Genomic DNA, 16,975 nt, shown 5'->3' with positions numbered 1-16,975 from the left:
ATATTAAATCATTATTCTAATGTTTAATCAAATTTCATATTTTAATTATAACTTAGCTAAATTGTAAAGGTAAGTGCAACTAAATTATTTTTCTATCCAAATATTCGATTGGTGAAAGATAATTTAATATTTTTCTCGGTCTTTGATTTAAAGACAATATAAATTTATGAACTTCATTTTTATTAGTTTTTGAAAAAATAAATTTTTTAGGAAATTTTTCTCTAATTAAACCATTAGTATTTTCATTAGTACCTCTTTGTCAAGGTGAATATGGATTGGCAAAATAAATTTTTACATTTAAATTTTTTTCAAGTTGTTGTCAATTTGAAAATTCTTTGCCACGATCAAAAGTAATAGTTTTAACAATGTTTTTAGGAAGAATTGATAAATAATAACTGACATTTTTATTAATAACTTTAGTAGTTCTGTTTTTAACTAATATTGCTAAAGTAAATCGTGATACTCTTTCAACTAAAGTTATTAAACATGATTTGCTTTTGCCTCTTGATGATACTATAGTATCTCCTTCTCAATAACCAAGTGTTATACGATCATTAACATTTATATCTCGTTCTTTAATTGATTTACCATTAAACTTGCCACGATTTTCTTTAGATTTTCGTTTTTTACCTTTTCTTCTTAAATTTTTACTAGTAACTTTATCAAGCATTCCAAAATAAATTCAAGTATAAATTGTTTTAAAACTAATAACTCACTCTTTATGAAAATTTTTAATTCTGCCATAAATTTGTTCAGGTGATCAACCTAATAGTAATTTTTGTTGTACATATTTTACTAAATTCTTATTTTTAAACTTATGAAAACTAATATGTGATTGTTTTCGATTTTCAGATTTATTTTGTGCAATTAATGAAAAATAATGATTATTATCTTTATTTCTATTAATTTCTCGAATAATAGTACTAATACTTCGATTAAGATTTTTAGCTATTTCACTAATTTTAAATTTAAATTTCAATTGATTCTCAATATAAATCCTTTCATCTATGCCAAGATGTTTATAACTCATATAAAAACTCCTTACTTTTTTCTAAACTAAATTTAGCATTATGAAATTTTTATATGAGAATTTTTTGCAATTTTATTTACTTGCACTTACAAGTATAATTCAGCATTATTAATTTAATTATTTAAGTTATTAAAATTATTTTTCATAATTTCAATATTAATGATTATATTACTTTCATTTATTTAATATAGGGTTATAATACAAGAAGTAATAAATAAAGACTAGAGTTTAGCTCATATTTAAGAATTGTAATTCTTAATATGGGTGTTTTTATATTAATTTTATTACTTTAAATTATTTTTTAGAAAGGATGAAAAATATGGATTCATCACCAGCAAGAAGTTATTCTTCTACAGAACAATTATTACCAAATGATTTAATATCAACTAATAATAGAAATAGGGTAGTACCTACTATAAGAGATGTGTTACTTACTCTTGGTAATTGAATGGTAACTGGGGGTAACTATTTATTATATCAAGATGGAGTATTATCACTAGCACCAGCATTATTTTTTATGTTGGAAGGAGGAATTAATTCAAAAATTTCGTTAACTAATTTAATATTAAGATATTGAAATATTAATAATGTAAGGATTAATAATTTATTAACAGGAGTGAGTTTTGCAACAGCACCATTATTACCACTAGCAGTAGCTTGACTTAACTGACCAACACCCAATCCAGATACATTACCTGTTACATATGCTTTTATTACAGCAGCAGCAGCTTCAAGTTTAAATCATATAGTGACAATTAGTAAAAAAATATCAGAATGTTGTGCACCTAATAATGAAGAAAATGCAATAAATCAACAACATAATATATGACAAAAAATAGGTAATACAGCTGCAAGTTTATTAGCACCAATAACTATTGCTAGTGCAATTACTGGTGTTAGTCTTTTTGCATATCATGAATTAAGTAATCCAAATAATAATGATGATGACCAACCATTTTATAAGAAAAGATCAACGGCTTTTTGAAACACAATAGCTGGTCTTGCAATAGTTGGTACTGGTTTATTAGTAAATACTGGAATGAAATTATATGAAAATTGATGTGCGGATGTTAATGATTTTGATGAGGAAGATAATTATGAAAATATTTCTAGCAGTACATCTTCACCATCATCATCAAGTTCTGAAGATAGTGATGATAATAATCCATTATTAAATAAACCTTTTAATCCAGAAAAAATTAATAATGGAGAGGAAACACAATCAGTCATGTCAACTTCTCATGTTGTTGAAATAGCTGATCCTAAACCATTTAATACAGCAGCATTAAATTCTGAAGAACGTTTGCCTGTTAAACAACAATCTTCAGAACGTCGATTATCAGTTTAATAATATTTAATATTATAAAAATAAAAAGGTATTCTTTTAAGAATACCTTTTTATACTAATAATTTAATATTAGTGGTGCCCAGAGCGGGACTCGAACCCGCATGATTTCTCGGTAGATTTTGAGTCTACTGCGTCTGCCATTTCGCCATCTGGGCAAAATATAGTTTACTTGCTTATAAAAAATGAGGAATACTTCCTCGTCATTAATAAATATATAAAATGGTGCCCAGAGCGAGACTCGAACTCGCACAACCTGTAAAAGTCATCGGATCTTAAGCCCGACGTGTCTGCCATTTCACCACCTGGGCATCAAATGGTGTCCCCGGCAAGGATCGAACTTGCGACACCTCGGTTAAAAGCCGAGTGCTCTACCGCTGAGCTACGAGGACAAATTAATAAAATATATGGCTGAGGTGGTTGGATTTGAACCAACGCATGACGGCGTCAAAGGCCGTTGCCTTACCGCTTGGCTACACCCCAATAAGTAATATGGTGGAGGGGGAGGGAGTCGAACCCCCGAACTCGAAGAGATCTGGTTTACAGCCAGGTGCAGTTGGCCACTTTGCTACCCCTCCATAAATAATAATGGTGCTGATGACAGGAATCGAACCTGCAACCTACGGTTTACAAAACCGTTGCTCTGCCGGATTGAGCCACATCAGCAGGTAAATGGTGGAGTATGACGGACTTGAACCGCCGACCTATTGCTTGTAAGGCAATTGCTCTCCCAGCTGAGCTAATACTCCTTATTTATTGTTTTATTAGAATTATTTATTCTTAAAAAACCTTAATCATTATAATAGATATTTTTCACATTTACAATTATTTTTTAAAGATAATGTAAAATTATTTTATTTTTAATTATTTTTTAAAAGAAAAGTTAAAAGAAAAAATCAAAAAAAATAATTTTATGTTAAATATTACTATTTTATACCTATTTTCAGTTTTATATATTTTAAATATAATATTTTTTTAAAGTTTGCTAAAATTTTTTTGAGCCATATTTATATTAAAAGAAAGGGAAAATTTATGCAAAAAATTTGAAAAAAATTATCAAAGTTAGATAAAATTAGCATTTACGTATTTATAACTATGTTAATAGTAATGATTTTAGGATTAATTTTAATTGGAACAGTATCTTGAACAGTTAGACCTCTAGGAGCTAAAGCAGCTGAAAGTCATGATGGGTTTTGAATTTTAAGAAATTCTCATCCTTGAACTATTGGAGATTTTATTAAGGGTAGTATAACTAATTTTGGTGTTACTATATCATTAACTGATTTTTTTGATAAATTAAAAATTGCAGTTGCTGCATTAGGTGGAACTGCAACTTTAACAGGTACAGCAGCACAGTTACAAATAGGAGTAATCTTAGCGGTTATTGCTACTCCAATCTTATTTTTTACAAGTCTTATTATTTTTGGATACAGTTGTTATTTAAAAGTAGTAAAAAAATAAAAATAGCGATTTATTAATTTTAAAAAATTCTTATTTTTCACATTAAAGTAAGAATTTTTTTATTTATTTTATAGCAGTAATATAACAATGATATAATTAAAAAAAATAGGTGATAATAATGATAACTAAAAATTGATGAAAAAAATTACCTCTTGATGAAAAAATAATTACTATTTTATTTTTTTCTGGTTTTATATTTTTGTTATTAGGGTTAATTATGTTATTAAGTATTAAAATAGAAAACATTTTTAATGGATTTAATTTTATTTATATAAATGGTGTAATTGATAGTTTAATCTATCAAAGTAGTCAGGGAATAACAGTAGATATTTTCTTTTTAAAAGTAGGAATTATTTTTACTATTTTCTTAATGCCAATTTGTTCTGGCTGTAGTATAATTTGATTTATTATTAAACGATTAATTTTTAAAAAATAGAGGTGAATAATGAAAAATAATGATTCATTTATTGAAATTATAAATAAAACTTTGGATAAAACAGTTAATTTAAATTTTAAAACTTTAAAAGGTCATAATATTATATTTATTGTTGATATGGTTAATGGCTTTGCTAAAAAAGGAAATTTATTTTCACCCAATATTAATTCAATTATTAAACCAATTAAAATTTATTAGCAAAAGTAAATACTAATGAAACTAAAGTTATTGCTTTTAATGATGCTCATAATGAATGCTGAATTATACTTGTAAGTGCAAGTAAATAAAATTGCAAAAAATTCTCATATAAAAATTTCATAATGCTAAATTTAGTTTAGAAAAAAGTAAGGAGTTTTTATATGAGTTATAAACATCTTGGCATAGATGAAAGGATTTATATTGAGAATCAATTGAAATTTAAATTTAAAATTAGTGAAATAGCTAAAAATCTTAATCGAAGTATTAGTACTATTATTCGAGAAATTAATAGAAATAAAGATAATAATCATTATTTTTCATTAATTACACAAAATAAAGCTGAAAATCGAAAACAATCACATATTAGTTTTCATAAGTTTAAAAATAAGAATTTAGTAAAATATGTACAACAAAAATTACTATTAGGTTGATCACCTGAACAAATTTATGGCAGAATTAAAAATTTTCATAAAGAGTGAGTTATTAGTTTTAAAACAATTTATACTTGAATTTATTTTGGAATGCTTGATAAAGTTACTAGTAAAAATTTAAGAAGAAAAGGTAAAAAACGAAAATCTAAAGAAAATCGTGGCAAGTTTAATGGTAAATCAATTAAAGAACGAGATATAAATGTTAATGATCGTATAACACTTGGTCATTGAGAAGGAGATACTATAGTATCATCAAGAGGCAAAAGCAAATCATGTTTAATAACTTTAGTTGAAAGAGTATCACGATTTACTTTAGCAATATTAGTTAAAAACAGAACTACTAAAGTTATTAATAAAAATGTCAGTTATTATTTATCAATTCTTCCTAAAAACATTGTTAAAACTATTACTTTTGATCGTGGCAAAGAATTTTCAAATTGACAACAACTTGAAAAAAATTTAGATGTAAAAATTTATTTTGCCAATCCATATTCACCTTGACAAAGAGGTACTAATGAAAATACTAATGGTTTAATTAGAGAAAAATTTCCTAAAAAATTTATTTTTTCAAAAACTAATAAAAATGAAGTTCATAAATTTATATTGTCTTTAAATCAAAGACCGAGAAAAATACTAAATTATCTTTCACCAATCGAATATTTGGATAAAAAAATAATTTAGTTGCACTTACCTTTACAATTTAGCAAATTATATAAAAACCATTCTGAAAAGAATGGTTTTTATATAACTATATTTTAATGTTTTATTAAATTTATTATTAGGAAATTATTTTTTACCTAATAATGTAAACATTTTCTTTTTGTATACTTCAACACCAGGTTGGTTAAATGGGTCAACACCTAATAATTTTGCACTAACAGCACAAGCCTTCATAAAGAAATAACTAGCATAACCAAACATTTTGCCATCCATTGTATCCAATTCTAATAAAATATTTGGTGTTTTTCCTACTATTTCATCACTATGAGCTTCAATAGTTCCTTGTAAGGCAATATTATTAATTTCATGTAAAGAATGTTTTGTTAAATAGTTTAATTGATCATTGTTTTCTTTATCAAGTGGAATTTTGATATCTTCATTAGGTTTTTTGATTTTTATTACTGTTTCAAAAAACATTTTTGAACCTTCTTGAATAAATTGGCCCATTGAATGTAAATCAGTTGAAAAAACAACACTAGCTGGTAATAATCCTTTGCCATCCTTACCTTCTGACTCACCAAATAATTGTTTTCATCATTCACATAACATTTGCATTTGTAATTCATAGCTTACTAAAATTTCAACTGCTTTATTATTAGTTTTATGTAAATGATAGCGAGAAACTGCATATAAATAGGCATCATTAACATCAATTTTATCACTTTTACATTCTTTTGCTGCTAATTGCGCACCAGCAATAATTTCTTCACAGTTAATTCCTGCTACCATCATCGGAAAAATACCAACAGGAGTTAAAACAGAGTATCTACCACCGATATTATCGGGAATAACAAAGCTTTCATATCCTTCTTCTTTTGCCAAATCATGGAGTACTCCTCTTGTTTTATCAGTAGTAGCGATAATTCTGTTATTAACAATATTCTTATTTTTTTTTTGTTTAATTAATAGTTCTTTTAACAAACGAAAGGCTATTGCTGGTTCAGTAGTAGTTCCTGATTTAGAAATAACATTAATGGCAAATTCTTTATCTTTTAAAGATGATAAAACTTGGTGAACATAAGTTGAACTCATGGTATTACCCATATAAATTACTTTAACAGGAGCGGTATTATTAAATAAACCTTGCACCATATCAATTCCTGCTCTAGCACCTAAGTATGATCCACCAATACCAATTACTACTAAAACTTGTATTTCTTTTTGTAGTTTCAATGCTAGAGTTTTCATTCGTTTTCAAGAGTCTTGAAAAGTAATGTCTTTTTGGTATGCAAATGGAAAATCAATTCATCCTAATCAACCATCTTTATTTTTAGCATTACTTTCCAGTTCAGCGTTAATCACCGTTACTTTTTCTTGATATAAAGTTGATAATTCTTTCATATCTAAATTAGTAAACTTTAAATTAGTTTTTATCACTATTCTATAACCTCCTTATAGTATTTAAAATTAAAATATTAATTCGTAATAATACTATTTAATATTTATAATAAAAATATAGTTGTAAAAATTTTAGATTGCAAGAAAAAAATAAAAAATATTGCCATTAAATAGCAATATTTTTTATTATTTGGAAGAAAAATAGTATTTTAATTATTTTCTTCTTTTTTAAATCAATTATCAACACTTTCTCTTATTGGTGCAAATCCTTTACCATTTTCTTCAATTGAAGAATTATTCTTTGCAACTAATCCTTGTTCTTTTGTACTTAAACTTAATTGTTGTTTAGTATGATCAATACCTGTTATTTCTGCTTTAACTGATGTACCAATTGTAAAATAATCACTAACATTTTTAACAAATTTAGGGGTAATACGACTAATGTGAATTAAACCAGAAAATCCATTTGGACACTTACAAAAAACTCCAAATTCCTTTATTCCAGTTGGAGTTACGGTAATAATGTCACCAACTTGAAATTGTTGAACATTTGATTCATTTTCTTCATTTTTAATAATTGTACTCATAATAAGTTAATTCCTCTTTCTTTTGTATAATTTAATAATACATAAAAATATTATAACATTATATTTAATCTTGAAGTTAAAATTAATATTATTAATTTTATGAATTTTTAAACATTAGAATGAGAAATTATTAATTGATTTTAAATTTAAAGATTATTAAAATATTAAATTTGTTAGCAATTTCTTTATTTTTAAAGAAATGAATGTTACTTGTAACAATATTACTAATTTTTTTTTAATATTTTTTTTTATTTTATACTTAAAATGGTAAGTTAATATAGATATTTTATTTTATAAATATTATTAAAAATATTAGGATTTATTATAATAATCCTGATTTTTCAAGTAATTCTTCTAGAAAAGTTCCCTTGATTTTTTTTAATGCACCTCTACGGAAAATTTTTAAGATGAGAGGAACTTGTATATCATTATTTTTTTTCTTATCTCATAAAATATGAGTTGAATTCAATAGTACTCTAATATCATATGCTGAAGCAAAAACTTCTGGTATTCCTCTATCAACCTTTAATAATTTATAGACAGCTTCCATAGCAGTTCTCACTGAATATTCGGTTGTAAAAACTGTATCATCTTCAGTTTCACTAAAATTACCAATAAACGCTAAATTTTTTGAACCTTCCGGAACTACTAAAGGACGATCACCAATTTCTCTTGGCATAAAGTATGAAGTAATAAATGGCATATAAACTGGTACCACATTACATGAGTTTTTAGCAAGTTAAAGATTTCTTCTTCAGGAACACCAATATGATATAATCACTCTTGAGCTATTTCCATGATTAAGTATCGTTTTTGTTTTATATTTATTTTTATAATTTTTTATGTTAAGATTTGTTTGTTATTAAAATGTATAAAATTGGTTTTTTTAAAACCTAAAATAGTTAAGTTTTATATATGGATTTTCAACAAGATTTTTATGTTAAAAAGATTTTTTATGCTTGTTATGTTAAAAATGTTGTTTTACCTATTTCTTTTTTAAATAATATTGGAAATAAAAAAGGTAAATGTTATGTTGGTAATAAACAAAAATTAAGAAATAATACTGTTCGTACTAAAACTAATTTAATTCAAAAAGCATTACATAATTTTTATGATAGTAAAATGTTGAGTTTTATTACTTTAACTTATAAAGATAATATACAAGATATTAAAAAAGCAAAAAAAGATATTCGTTTATTTTTTCTTAAATTAAAGAAATGGTGAAATGACCCTAAACGTTTTGAACATTTAGGAGAATTAAAGTATTTTTATGTTTATGAATATCAATCTCGTGGTGCTATTCATTTTCATATAATTTTTAATAGAAAGATACATAAAAGTATGCTAGCAGAATGATGAACTCACGGTTTTAATGATTTAAAAGTAGTTAAAAAAGGTACAAATGAATTTGTTATTAAATATTTAGGAAAGTATGTTACAAAAGCAATAGATGATGTTAAATCTATAAATCAAACAGATGTAAGTGTAAAGGCTTATGCTTTTAGTCGTAATTGTAAAAATCCTATTGTAGTTCGTGGTATTAAAAAAATTACAATCCAAGATATAATTAAAGCAAGTTTTAAAGCAACAAATGTATTTTATTTTAAAACTCAAAGAGATAGTAACGGTAATACTGTTATGATTGGTGGTATTATTGAAAGTACTGTTGTAAATGATTATTTTAAAGAATATGAAGATTATGAACGTTATGTATATTTAAGTGCTTTATCGCATAAGTATTATTTATGGACTAGTGAAATAGGTTATTTAATTCAAAGAGATAAAGATGTTTTGACTTGGGTAGATAAAGTTTTTGGCAATAAAGTTGAAAAAATAGATTTTAAGAAAAAAGTTTTACATTAGAAAAAAAACTAGTTTTTCTATATTTTTACTTGTATATATATATATATATATATATAATGTTTATTGAACATTAGTAATTACGACTATTCTTACTAGTGTTCATTTTTTTATTTTTTGTTGAAATTTTATATTTTTATGATATATTATTAATAAGTATAGGTTTTACCCTACTATGCTTAACTTATTAAATTAAATTTTAATGAATAGTCGAGGTTAAGTTTTTTTATGTTTAAAGTTCAATTAGTTAATATTGAAAAAGGGCATATTATACCCGATAAAAATAATAAAGGTCAAACATTAAAGTTTGATGTTTTGAAGTTTGTAGAAATAAATAAACAAACAAGCGTGCCAACTGGTCAAACACGTGATAAATGATATAATCCAGAATTTGCTAGTGATTTTAATAATTGTTTATCTAGTGTTGATTTAAAAGTTGGTAATTTTTATTCACTTGAACTTGATTTAAGCGGTAATATTAAAAAACTTTCTAATTGAAAATAGTTATTTATTAAAAGGGTAATTTTAAATAATTATTTTATGTTAGGAGTTAAGTTTAAATTATGGCTAAAAATAATAATTGTTCATGTGAACAAGCATTTCATTTAGCAATTTATATATGTAAACTTTGCGACCAAGTTATTTGTCCAAAAAGAGTTTTACAAAACTTATATACTAGAAAATATTATTGTCCAAATTGTATATTAGATATTGCTTTAAATAAATCAATGAGACAACAAGAAAGTAAGTTAAATTATGAGACATAAATGTAGTGATTGGACTTATGAAAGAGTATATGGTTGTGAAATGTGTTACAGAGTTGCTAATGAAATGGAACGAATAAGAAAAGAGAATAAAAGAAAAAAGTAAAAATTAAATAAGGAGTTTTATTTATGCCTAATGAGTTAGAACAAACTAGTAATTATACTTTAACTAAAATTTTAAGAACTGGATTAAGTCCTTTAAGTGCTATGGTTGGAGTTAGTGCCTATTATGGTCAATATTTAAAAGACCCAATTTTAGGTTCTATTAATTCTTTGTTATTTAGTAAAAAGTTAGGAATTGATATATGGAATATTAATCAAAGACCAACTATTAGAAATAAAGTTATTAATAGTTATAAAAAAATATTTTTAGGTTTAGGAACAATTGGTTTAATTAATTATGTTAAGTTTGTTCAGTATGTAGATAAGTCAGTTTCTTTATTAAGAGATGAACCATGTTTTTGACCAGCTTGCCCTACTGAACCCCCAAGACCAACGTATCCACCATTTACAACTGTTAAACCGATAATTGATGTGCCTTTTGTAGATTGAGATACTTATATATCTTTAAATAGTTTTGGTATAGCGAATATTATTAGTGGTTTAACTGAATTAATACCTAATAAATTTCAAAATATAAGAAAAATAGCAAATATGGGAACTGGCGGTTGTTTGATTTCAACTGGTGTTGCTATGGGTATTAATAATAATTTTAATAATTATTTTGCTATTCCTACGATTATTGCAGGAGCAAGTGAGATTATAAATACTTTATTATTACCATTTGGAAGTACACATAATAATACAGAATTACAAGAAGTATTTACTGATGAAAGAGCAAGAATAATTAATAACAGTATTAATGATTATCAAAGTACAGATGACGGTATGGTTGAAGTTGATTTAAACGATGATAGTATGTCTGAGATTAATTTAGATAGAGCAAGTTTAAATTGGGATTATTCTTATGCTTATACATTAGGTGGTGTTTAAAATGAAAAAAGATAAATGAAAAAATATGCCAAGACAAAAGTTACATAAGAAAAAATCAAAAAGAAATTTTGAACAAAGATTAAGTGAAAATATGAGTTTTGATAATTTTTTAGGAGGTAAAAAATAATGATTAAATGAATAGTTGTGATATTGGCTGTGCTTGGTACTGCTTGGGCTTTTAAGGGTACTATTAAAAAGATAATTTGAAAATTTAAACATAAAAAGCATAACGTAATTGACCCAGATTGTTGGTATTGTAAAGAACAAAAACGGAAAGAAAGAGCAAGAAAAGAATTAGAGGAGGGAGGTGATTAGAATGCCCGCAGGTTTAACCGCACTATTAAATATGATTGGAGGTATTGGCCAAAAATTATTAGAATCTTTTAGTTATGTATTTGATTGAGTATTTGCTGGGACTCAATTATGACAAATTGACCGGTATTAATTCCAATATTTATGATGGTCTTAGTATTTATTAAAGAATTCATAGGACATATTATTCGTGGATTTAGATAGAAAGAATTAAAATTATTTTTAGGAGGTAATAGTTATGATTAAATTATTTTTTGCGATAATTTTTGTTTTTCCTTTATTGGGTAAACTTTTACCTTCTTTAAAAAATATTGTGCAAAATATTTTACAAAGTTATATTACTGATTTTTCTGGTTTACATAATTTATCTTTGGTTATTAAAAGTTTTATTTTTGGTGATAGTTCACAACAAATAGTTTCTATGCCAGCATCATTGTTAGCAATTATTTTAGTGCTTTTTACTTTTTCATTAATTTTAAAATTGCTAAATTGTAAAGGTAAGTGCAACTAAATTATTTTTCTATCCAAATATTCGATTGGTGAAAGATAATTTAATATTTTTCTCGGTCTTTGATTTAAAGACAATATAAATTTATGAACTTCATTTTTATTAGTTTTTGAAAAAATAAATTTTTTAGGAAATTTTTCTCTAATTAAACCATTAGTATTTTCATTAGTACCTCTTTGTCAAGGTGAATATGGATTGGCAAAATAAATTTTTACATCTAAATTTTTTTCAAGTTGTTGTCAATTTGAAAATTATTTGCCACGATCAAAAGTAATAGTTTTAACAATGTTTTTAGGAAGAATTGATAAATAATAACTGACATTTTTATTAATAACTTTAGTAGTTCTGTTTTTAACTAATATTGCTAAAGTAAATCGTGATACTCTTTCAACTAAAGTTATTAAACATGATTTGCTTTTGCCTCTTGATGATACTATAGTATCTCCTTCTCAATGACCAAGTGTTATACGATCATTAAAATTTATATCTCGTTCTTTAATTGATTTACCATTAAACTTGCCACGATTTTCTTTAGATTTTCGTTTTTTACCTTTTCTTCTTAAATTTTTACTAGTAACTTTATCTAGTAACTTTATCAAGCATTCCAAAATAAATTCAAGTATAAATTGTTTTAAAACTAATAACTCACTCTTTATGAAAATTTTTAATTCTGCCATAAATTTGTTCAGGTGATCAACCTAATAGTAATTTTTGTTTTACATATTTTACTAAATTCTTATTTTTAAACTTATGAAAACTAATATGTGATTGTTTTCGATTTTCAGCTTTATTTTGTGCAATTAATGAAAAATAATGATTATTATCTTTATTTCTATTAATTTCTCGAATAATAGTACTAATACTTCGATTAAGATTTTTAGCTATTTCACTAATTTTAAATTTAAATTTCAATTGATTCTCAATATAAATCCTTTCATCTATGCCAAGATGTTTATAACTCATATAAAAACTCCTTACTTTTTTCTAAACTAAATTTAGCATTATGAAATTTTTATATGAGAATTTTTTGCAATTTTATTTACTTGCACTTACAAGTATAATTCAGCATTTTTCTTCTATTTATACATTTTCATTTTTAGATTATGAAGGTAATATTCGTTATAATTTTAAAGGTGTATTAAATGATAAAGATAGTGTTTACAATTTAGGAAAATATAATTTTGTTACTATGCCGGTTCGTATTCCAAATTTAAAGCATTTAACAATTGATTTTGATTTATCTTCGTTAACTAATCGTGACGGTTTGCATGTTAAGTTTAGGCAGATGAACATTTTTTCTTCCAAAGATATTGTACCAGTACCACCAAATAGTCCTTTTAACCCTGATTATGAACGTGTTAGTTGATATGATGTTTTTGGTCATTTGCGTAATGCTTTTAGATGAGTACTTTATGGTGTTGTTGGTAAAGTTTTACCAGTTGAACCATTAAGACAATTTCTTTTTACAACAGATAGTTTATTACGACATATTTTTTCAGATACGATTAGTACTGCTTTAAATGTTGATATTGTTAGTGGAATAGAAAATATTATACCTTTATGATTATTTGTTAGAGCAATTAGTTTAATTATAGGTTAGGAGTTGTGAAATAATGCCTTGATATGGTTACGTGTTATTGGTTATAGGTTTGATTATGATTATTTATCCAATTCTTATAACTATTCGTAATGTTAAAATTTTAAAACGAGTTGGTAGTTATATTATTTCAGCGCCACCACGTACTGGTAAATCTGCTCTTGCTTGTTGTTTAGCACAAACTCATAAAAACGAGTAGTTAGTCCTTTTCCTATTAAATTAAAAAATGGTTATTCTTATTTGGTTAATTATAATGATGTTTTTACTTTTAATCAGTTAGCAAGTAATTATGCTTTTGAAGAAGAAGATTTAATAATTTTAGATGAATTAGCATTAAAGATAAATTCTAATGATTTAGGAGTACAGTTTAAAAATCAACAAGAAAGTTTAGGACAATTTTGTAAGTTAATAGGTCATATGTTTAATGGTACTATGTATTTGATTGAACAACATCCTAATAGAATACCAGTACAAGCAAGAGAAAAAGTAGAGTATGTTGTGTAAGTTAAAAGAATGCGTTTTTTGGGCTTTGTTGTTATATTTAATCTTAATTTATATACTAATATTGATGATTATAATAAAGTAGTGTTTTCACGACGTAGAACAAAGAAAATGATTAAAAAAGGCATTATGCCTCCAAGTTATAGTGGTGAAGCAATGGCTATGACTTTATTTTTTCCTAGACACTGGTTAAAAAGGTATAATTCACGTGCTTTACATTATGTGCATAAACTTAAAAGTGAATTGTCACCTAAAAAATACCTTAAAGAAGCAAGTAGTATTGATATGACTTATACTGATATTAAGTCTGCTGGTTTAGATAAATTAGATAATATTTTAAAGAAAAAAGATAAACCTAAAAATAAAGATAAATAAAAATAGTTATAGTCGCAGTGAACCTACTGCGACTATAATTTGGGTGAGCCACGTAGTGGCGAGGGATGTAGTCCCTATATACTTGAGCTATTTTCATGCCAGAACATTCAGTAATACTTTTTTTAATATAATCTCCTTCCTTATTTGAAAGTAATCTATAGATTCAAACAACTAATTGATCATCTGATTGGCTTTTAAAGTGTGGTTGACGATTTAAGGTATAACTTAAAATTCAACTTGAATCGATAGCAGTAACAATTCCACCAGTTACAACTTTTTTAGCATATGGATCTCTTTTACTGATTTTTTCAATATAAGGTGCCATTTTTTTATCTAGAGTTGTTAATGTTGCTGAGATAAATCAACTTTCTTTTGGTAAATTTGCATAAAATTTCTCTGGTTTTCCAAAATCTTTACTTTGCTTTGCCAAATTTTCTCATAATTCTCAACTTCCACCTAATTGGAGTTGTTCACTAATTGGTGCTGGAGTATTATGATCACCATATGTTGTACTTTCAGTAATACTGCCATTAGTTACAAAAACAAAATCATTTTCTTTTAATATTATTTGTTGTTCTTTATTCTTTTTTTGAAAAATGATTTTTTTTGCAATTTTTTCTTTATTTTCATTTTCTGAAATTATAATATTTTTTACTATTGTTTCATAGTGAAAAACAACACCTTGTTCTTCTAAGTGAGAAATTAATGGTAAAACAAGTGATTCGTATTGATTGTATTTTGTAAATTTAAGTGCTGATAAATCTGGTAATCCACCAAGGTGATGAATGAATCTCATAATATATCTTCTCATTTCCATAGCACTATGTCATTTTTCAAAAGCAAACATTGATGATCAATATCATCAAAAATTTGATTTAAAAAAATCTTCTGGAAATACTTCTTCGATTGTTTTATTATTTAGATTTACTTTTTTTGTTAAAAATAATTCAATTATTTTTTTACAAGCCTCTTCATTCAAAGTAAACTTACCATCATCTTCTGTTCTTTTCCCTTGTTGATGAATAAGTCGACACTTAGAATAATTTGGATCTTCTTTATTTAATCAGTAAAATTCATCTAAAACTGAAGCCCCTTCAATTTCTAAAGATGGAATAGAGCGAAATAAATCTCATAGACATTCAAAATGGTTTTCCATTTCTCGTCCACCACGACTAATGAAACCCTTATCTGGATTTAAAATCCCATCTAAACTACCACCAGCAATACTTAATTCTTCAAAAATATGGATATTTTCTGGATTCATTTTTGCATCTCTGATTAAAAATGTAGCAGCGGCTAAAGAAGCTAATCCTGCTCCTACTAAAAATGCTTTTTTATCTTCTATTTCTTGTGCTGGTTTAGGTTGTGCAAATGCTTCATAATTTCCATTGCTTTTATACATATAATTTGTACCTCCTATTTGTTATTTTTTATTTTTTTGTTAATCATTTAAATTTTGTTTAATTTTATTAGTAATAAAATGAGCTAACTGCATACCAATTACTTTTGATGGTATTTCAGTTGGATGAACAGTATCGACAAAAAAGTAGTTATTAACTGTATCTAAAGTTACCCCCGGATTTAATTTGGATTGTAAAATTCCATCTTTTAAAAATGATTCATAAAAACTAATATCACTAGCTCCTTCTTTAATATCCATTCCTCTTTTATCTAAATCATTTAATGTTTGTTTAACAACTGATGAAAGTTCAAAATCATTAATTTGTTTTGGGTAATCTTCTTTTAAAGTTTTTATCATTGCTTTTCATTGTGAATGAAAATATTTAAAAGCTGCTGCTGCTTTTGTCTCTAGGATAGGATCATTATTATAAGCAGGAGTTTCACTAATATCCGGAACATCAGTAACAACAATATTCGCTACATGATTTTTAAGTAGTCGCATTAGTGATATTTTTTCATTAAGGATTGCAAAATCTAAATAAAGTTTTCATGTTAAGAAAGGAGAAGTTGTATCTTGCATTACTGCCAAAAGATCATTAGCCCCCATTACATATAGTACTCAATCATGATCATTAATATTTTTATGTTGTGAAAGTAGAGAAGTAACTTGTGCTTGTGCTGAAAATTTACTAACAAAAAATCCACCTGGATAAATACTATATCCTAATCTAGCAGCACCAACAGCATAATTTTCGCCAATTTGTTGATAAGTTTTGCCAACAAATGGTATTTTTTGAAATTTCCATGCTGGTGTTAAAGGTTTATGAAAATAATTTGCTACAACACTAACTGCATTTGGACCATTACAAAACTGATTATTATGATAAGGTTCTTCCATTTTAATTTCTTGAATTTTTGGAAGAATTTTATTACCTTTAAAATTGTGTTCCAGCTCCAACAAGTGCACCATTATCTGATAAACTATCACCAATAACGTATAAATTATCAACTTGTTCTATAGCTTGTTCTTCTTTATTTAAATAACAATGCTTTGAATTAATAGTTAATAATGATAATGAACTTAAAAGTGTAGCACATGTTAAGTTATATCAACGCAT

At 25.6% G+C, this 16,975-nt stretch carries 23 protein-coding genes, 7 tRNA genes and 2 pseudogenes; 16 read left to right on the top strand and 16 right to left on the bottom strand.

From position 1 onward, the window contains the following. Positions 1-79 precede the first annotated feature (79 nt). The gene (locus AACK95_RS01845; RefSeq protein ID WP_338980055.1) at positions 80-1,030 is read right to left on the bottom strand and encodes an IS30 family transposase; all 951 of its coding nucleotides are present in this window, start codon (positions 1,028-1,030) and stop codon (positions 80-82) included. 310 nt (positions 1,031-1,340) lie between these two features. Here AACK95_RS01845 and AACK95_RS01840 point away from each other — a divergent pair, with 310 nt between their 5' ends. Then, positions 1,341-2,378 carry a hypothetical protein gene (locus AACK95_RS01840; protein WP_338980532.1) on the top strand — a complete coding sequence of 346 codons (1,038 nt, stop codon included), beginning with the start codon at positions 1,341-1,343 and terminating at the stop codon, positions 2,376-2,378. Between the two features lie 73 nt (positions 2,379-2,451). Here the strand turns inward: AACK95_RS01840 and AACK95_RS01835 are convergent. From AACK95_RS01835 to AACK95_RS01805, 7 genes are all read right to left on the bottom strand, one after another. Next, a tRNA-Leu gene (locus AACK95_RS01835) sits at positions 2,452-2,533 on the bottom strand. Positions 2,534-2,598: 65 nt separating this feature from the next. Further along, positions 2,599-2,686 (bottom strand) — tRNA-Leu (locus tag AACK95_RS01830). A gap of 6 nt (positions 2,687-2,692) precedes the next feature. Further along, positions 2,693-2,767, bottom strand: a tRNA-Lys gene (locus AACK95_RS01825). A 16-nt stretch (positions 2,768-2,783) separates the two neighbouring features. Further along, positions 2,784-2,858, bottom strand: a tRNA-Gln gene (locus AACK95_RS01820). Between the two features lie 10 nt (positions 2,859-2,868). Continuing rightward, a tRNA-Tyr gene (locus AACK95_RS01815) sits at positions 2,869-2,953 on the bottom strand. An 11-nt stretch (positions 2,954-2,964) separates the two neighbouring features. After that, positions 2,965-3,041 (bottom strand) — tRNA-Thr (locus AACK95_RS01810). Between the two features lie 7 nt (positions 3,042-3,048). Then, a tRNA-Val gene (locus AACK95_RS01805) sits at positions 3,049-3,124 on the bottom strand. A 283-nt stretch (positions 3,125-3,407) separates the two neighbouring features. On the opposite strand from AACK95_RS01805, the gene AACK95_RS01800 reads away from it, so the two are divergent. The 3 genes from AACK95_RS01800 (at position 3,408) to AACK95_RS01790 (ending at position 5,582) form a co-directional block, all read left to right on the top strand. Beyond that, on the top strand, positions 3,408-3,836 hold the full coding sequence (locus AACK95_RS01800; protein WP_338980531.1) for a hypothetical protein: 429 nt from the start codon (positions 3,408-3,410) through the stop codon (positions 3,834-3,836). Positions 3,837-4,281: 445 nt separating this feature from the next. Beyond that, entirely contained in the window at positions 4,282-4,470 is a 189-nt protein-coding gene (locus AACK95_RS01795; RefSeq protein WP_338980530.1) for a hypothetical protein, read from the top strand. 161 nt (positions 4,471-4,631) lie between these two features. After that, positions 4,632-5,582 (top strand): IS30 family transposase, encoded by a 951-nt coding sequence (locus AACK95_RS01790; RefSeq protein ID WP_338980529.1) that lies wholly within the window; start codon positions 4,632-4,634, stop codon positions 5,580-5,582. A 105-nt stretch (positions 5,583-5,687) separates the two neighbouring features. Here AACK95_RS01790 and AACK95_RS01785 read toward each other — a convergent pair whose 3' ends face one another. From AACK95_RS01785 to AACK95_RS01775, 3 genes and pseudogenes are all read right to left on the bottom strand, one after another. Then, positions 5,688-6,998 (bottom strand): glucose-6-phosphate isomerase, encoded by a 1,311-nt coding sequence (locus tag AACK95_RS01785; protein ID WP_338980528.1) that lies wholly within the window; start codon positions 6,996-6,998, stop codon positions 5,688-5,690. Between the two features lie 170 nt (positions 6,999-7,168). After that, positions 7,169-7,546 carry a S1 RNA-binding domain-containing protein gene (locus AACK95_RS01780; RefSeq protein ID WP_338980527.1) on the bottom strand — a complete coding sequence of 126 codons (378 nt, stop codon included), beginning with the start codon at positions 7,544-7,546 and terminating at the stop codon, positions 7,169-7,171. A 322-nt stretch (positions 7,547-7,868) separates the two neighbouring features. Further along, a pseudogene (locus AACK95_RS01775) lies at positions 7,869-8,341 on the bottom strand (oleate hydratase); the annotation flags it as partial. 120 nt (positions 8,342-8,461) lie between these two features. On the opposite strand from AACK95_RS01775, the gene AACK95_RS01770 reads away from it, so the two are divergent. The 8 genes from AACK95_RS01770 to AACK95_RS01735 all read left to right on the top strand — a co-directional run bounded on the left by AACK95_RS01770 (position 8,462) and on the right by AACK95_RS01735 (position 11,986). Further along, positions 8,462-9,409, top strand: coding sequence for a rolling circle replication-associated protein (locus AACK95_RS01770; protein WP_338980526.1), 948 nt, complete (start codon positions 8,462-8,464; stop codon positions 9,407-9,409). Positions 9,410-9,634: 225 nt separating this feature from the next. Then, a complete protein-coding gene (locus AACK95_RS01765; protein ID WP_338980525.1) occupies positions 9,635-9,910 on the top strand; it encodes a hypothetical protein in 276 nt (91 codons plus the stop codon). Positions 9,911-9,969: 59 nt separating this feature from the next. After that, a complete protein-coding gene (locus tag AACK95_RS01760) occupies positions 9,970-10,173 on the top strand; it encodes a hypothetical protein (protein ID WP_338980524.1) in 204 nt (67 codons plus the stop codon). 126 nt (positions 10,174-10,299) lie between these two features. Further along, positions 10,300-11,163 (top strand): hypothetical protein, encoded by an 864-nt coding sequence (locus tag AACK95_RS01755; RefSeq protein ID WP_338980523.1) that lies wholly within the window; start codon positions 10,300-10,302, stop codon positions 11,161-11,163. Position 11,164: 1 nt separating this feature from the next. Continuing rightward, positions 11,165-11,290: a hypothetical protein gene (locus AACK95_RS01750; protein ID WP_338957716.1), complete on the top strand. Its 126-nt coding sequence runs from the start codon at positions 11,165-11,167 to the stop codon at positions 11,288-11,290. Beyond that, a complete protein-coding gene (locus tag AACK95_RS01745) occupies positions 11,290-11,478 on the top strand; it encodes a hypothetical protein (RefSeq protein WP_338980522.1) in 189 nt (62 codons plus the stop codon). The genes AACK95_RS01750 and AACK95_RS01745 overlap by 1 nt, the downstream gene beginning before the upstream one ends. Position 11,479: 1 nt before the next feature. Next, positions 11,480-11,608, top strand: a complete 129-nt coding sequence (locus AACK95_RS01740) for a hypothetical protein (RefSeq protein WP_338957714.1) — start codon at positions 11,480-11,482, stop codon at positions 11,606-11,608. A gap of 105 nt (positions 11,609-11,713) precedes the next feature. After that, positions 11,714-11,986 (top strand): hypothetical protein, encoded by a 273-nt coding sequence (locus AACK95_RS01735; RefSeq protein ID WP_338980521.1) that lies wholly within the window; start codon positions 11,714-11,716, stop codon positions 11,984-11,986. 248 nt (positions 11,987-12,234) lie between these two features. On the opposite strand, the gene AACK95_RS01730 is transcribed toward AACK95_RS01735, so the two are convergent. Then, the gene (locus AACK95_RS01730) at positions 12,235-12,582 is read right to left on the bottom strand and encodes an IS30 family transposase (RefSeq protein ID WP_338980520.1); all 348 of its coding nucleotides are present in this window, start codon (positions 12,580-12,582) and stop codon (positions 12,235-12,237) included. Continuing rightward, on the bottom strand, positions 12,563-12,946 hold the full coding sequence (locus AACK95_RS01725) for a helix-turn-helix domain-containing protein (RefSeq protein ID WP_338980519.1): 384 nt from the start codon (positions 12,944-12,946) through the stop codon (positions 12,563-12,565). Before AACK95_RS01725 ends, AACK95_RS01730 begins: the two co-directional genes overlap by 20 nt. Positions 12,947-12,986: 40 nt before the next feature. Between AACK95_RS01725 and AACK95_RS01720 the strand changes: the two genes are divergently transcribed. From AACK95_RS01720 to AACK95_RS01705, 4 genes are read left to right on the top strand one after another with little or no spacing between them, the layout of a single operon-like run. Then, positions 12,987-13,583: a hypothetical protein gene (locus tag AACK95_RS01720; protein ID WP_338980518.1), complete on the top strand. Its 597-nt coding sequence runs from the start codon at positions 12,987-12,989 to the stop codon at positions 13,581-13,583. 13 nt (positions 13,584-13,596) lie between these two features. Next, a complete protein-coding gene (locus tag AACK95_RS01715; RefSeq protein WP_338980517.1) occupies positions 13,597-13,779 on the top strand; it encodes a hypothetical protein in 183 nt (60 codons plus the stop codon). A 41-nt stretch (positions 13,780-13,820) separates the two neighbouring features. Next, complete coding sequence (locus AACK95_RS01710; protein WP_338980516.1) at positions 13,821-14,084, top strand: hypothetical protein; 264 nt, start codon at positions 13,821-13,823, stop codon at positions 14,082-14,084. Between the two features lie 9 nt (positions 14,085-14,093). Then, on the top strand, positions 14,094-14,456 hold the full coding sequence (locus AACK95_RS01705) for a hypothetical protein (protein WP_338980515.1): 363 nt from the start codon (positions 14,094-14,096) through the stop codon (positions 14,454-14,456). An 82-nt stretch (positions 14,457-14,538) separates the two neighbouring features. Here the strand turns inward: AACK95_RS01705 and AACK95_RS01700 are convergent. From AACK95_RS01700 to AACK95_RS01690, 3 genes and pseudogenes are all read right to left on the bottom strand, one after another. Beyond that, positions 14,539-15,858, bottom strand: a pseudogene (locus AACK95_RS01700) (oleate hydratase); the annotation flags it as partial. Positions 15,859-15,897: 39 nt separating this feature from the next. Continuing rightward, the gene (locus AACK95_RS01695) at positions 15,898-16,815 is read right to left on the bottom strand and encodes an SGNH/GDSL hydrolase family protein (protein ID WP_338980513.1); all 918 of its coding nucleotides are present in this window, start codon (positions 16,813-16,815) and stop codon (positions 15,898-15,900) included. Further along, the gene (locus AACK95_RS01690; protein WP_338980512.1) at positions 16,793-16,975 is read right to left on the bottom strand and encodes a hypothetical protein; all 183 of its coding nucleotides are present in this window, start codon (positions 16,973-16,975) and stop codon (positions 16,793-16,795) included. Before AACK95_RS01690 ends, AACK95_RS01695 begins: the two co-directional genes overlap by 23 nt.

It is taken from the genome of Spiroplasma endosymbiont of Lasioglossum malachurum (assembly GCF_964020065.1).
In the GTDB taxonomy this organism is placed as follows: domain Bacteria; phylum Bacillota_I; class Bacilli_A; order Mycoplasmatales; family VBWQ01; genus Spiroplasma_E.
This window is presented reverse-complemented; position numbering and strand designations above follow the sequence as displayed.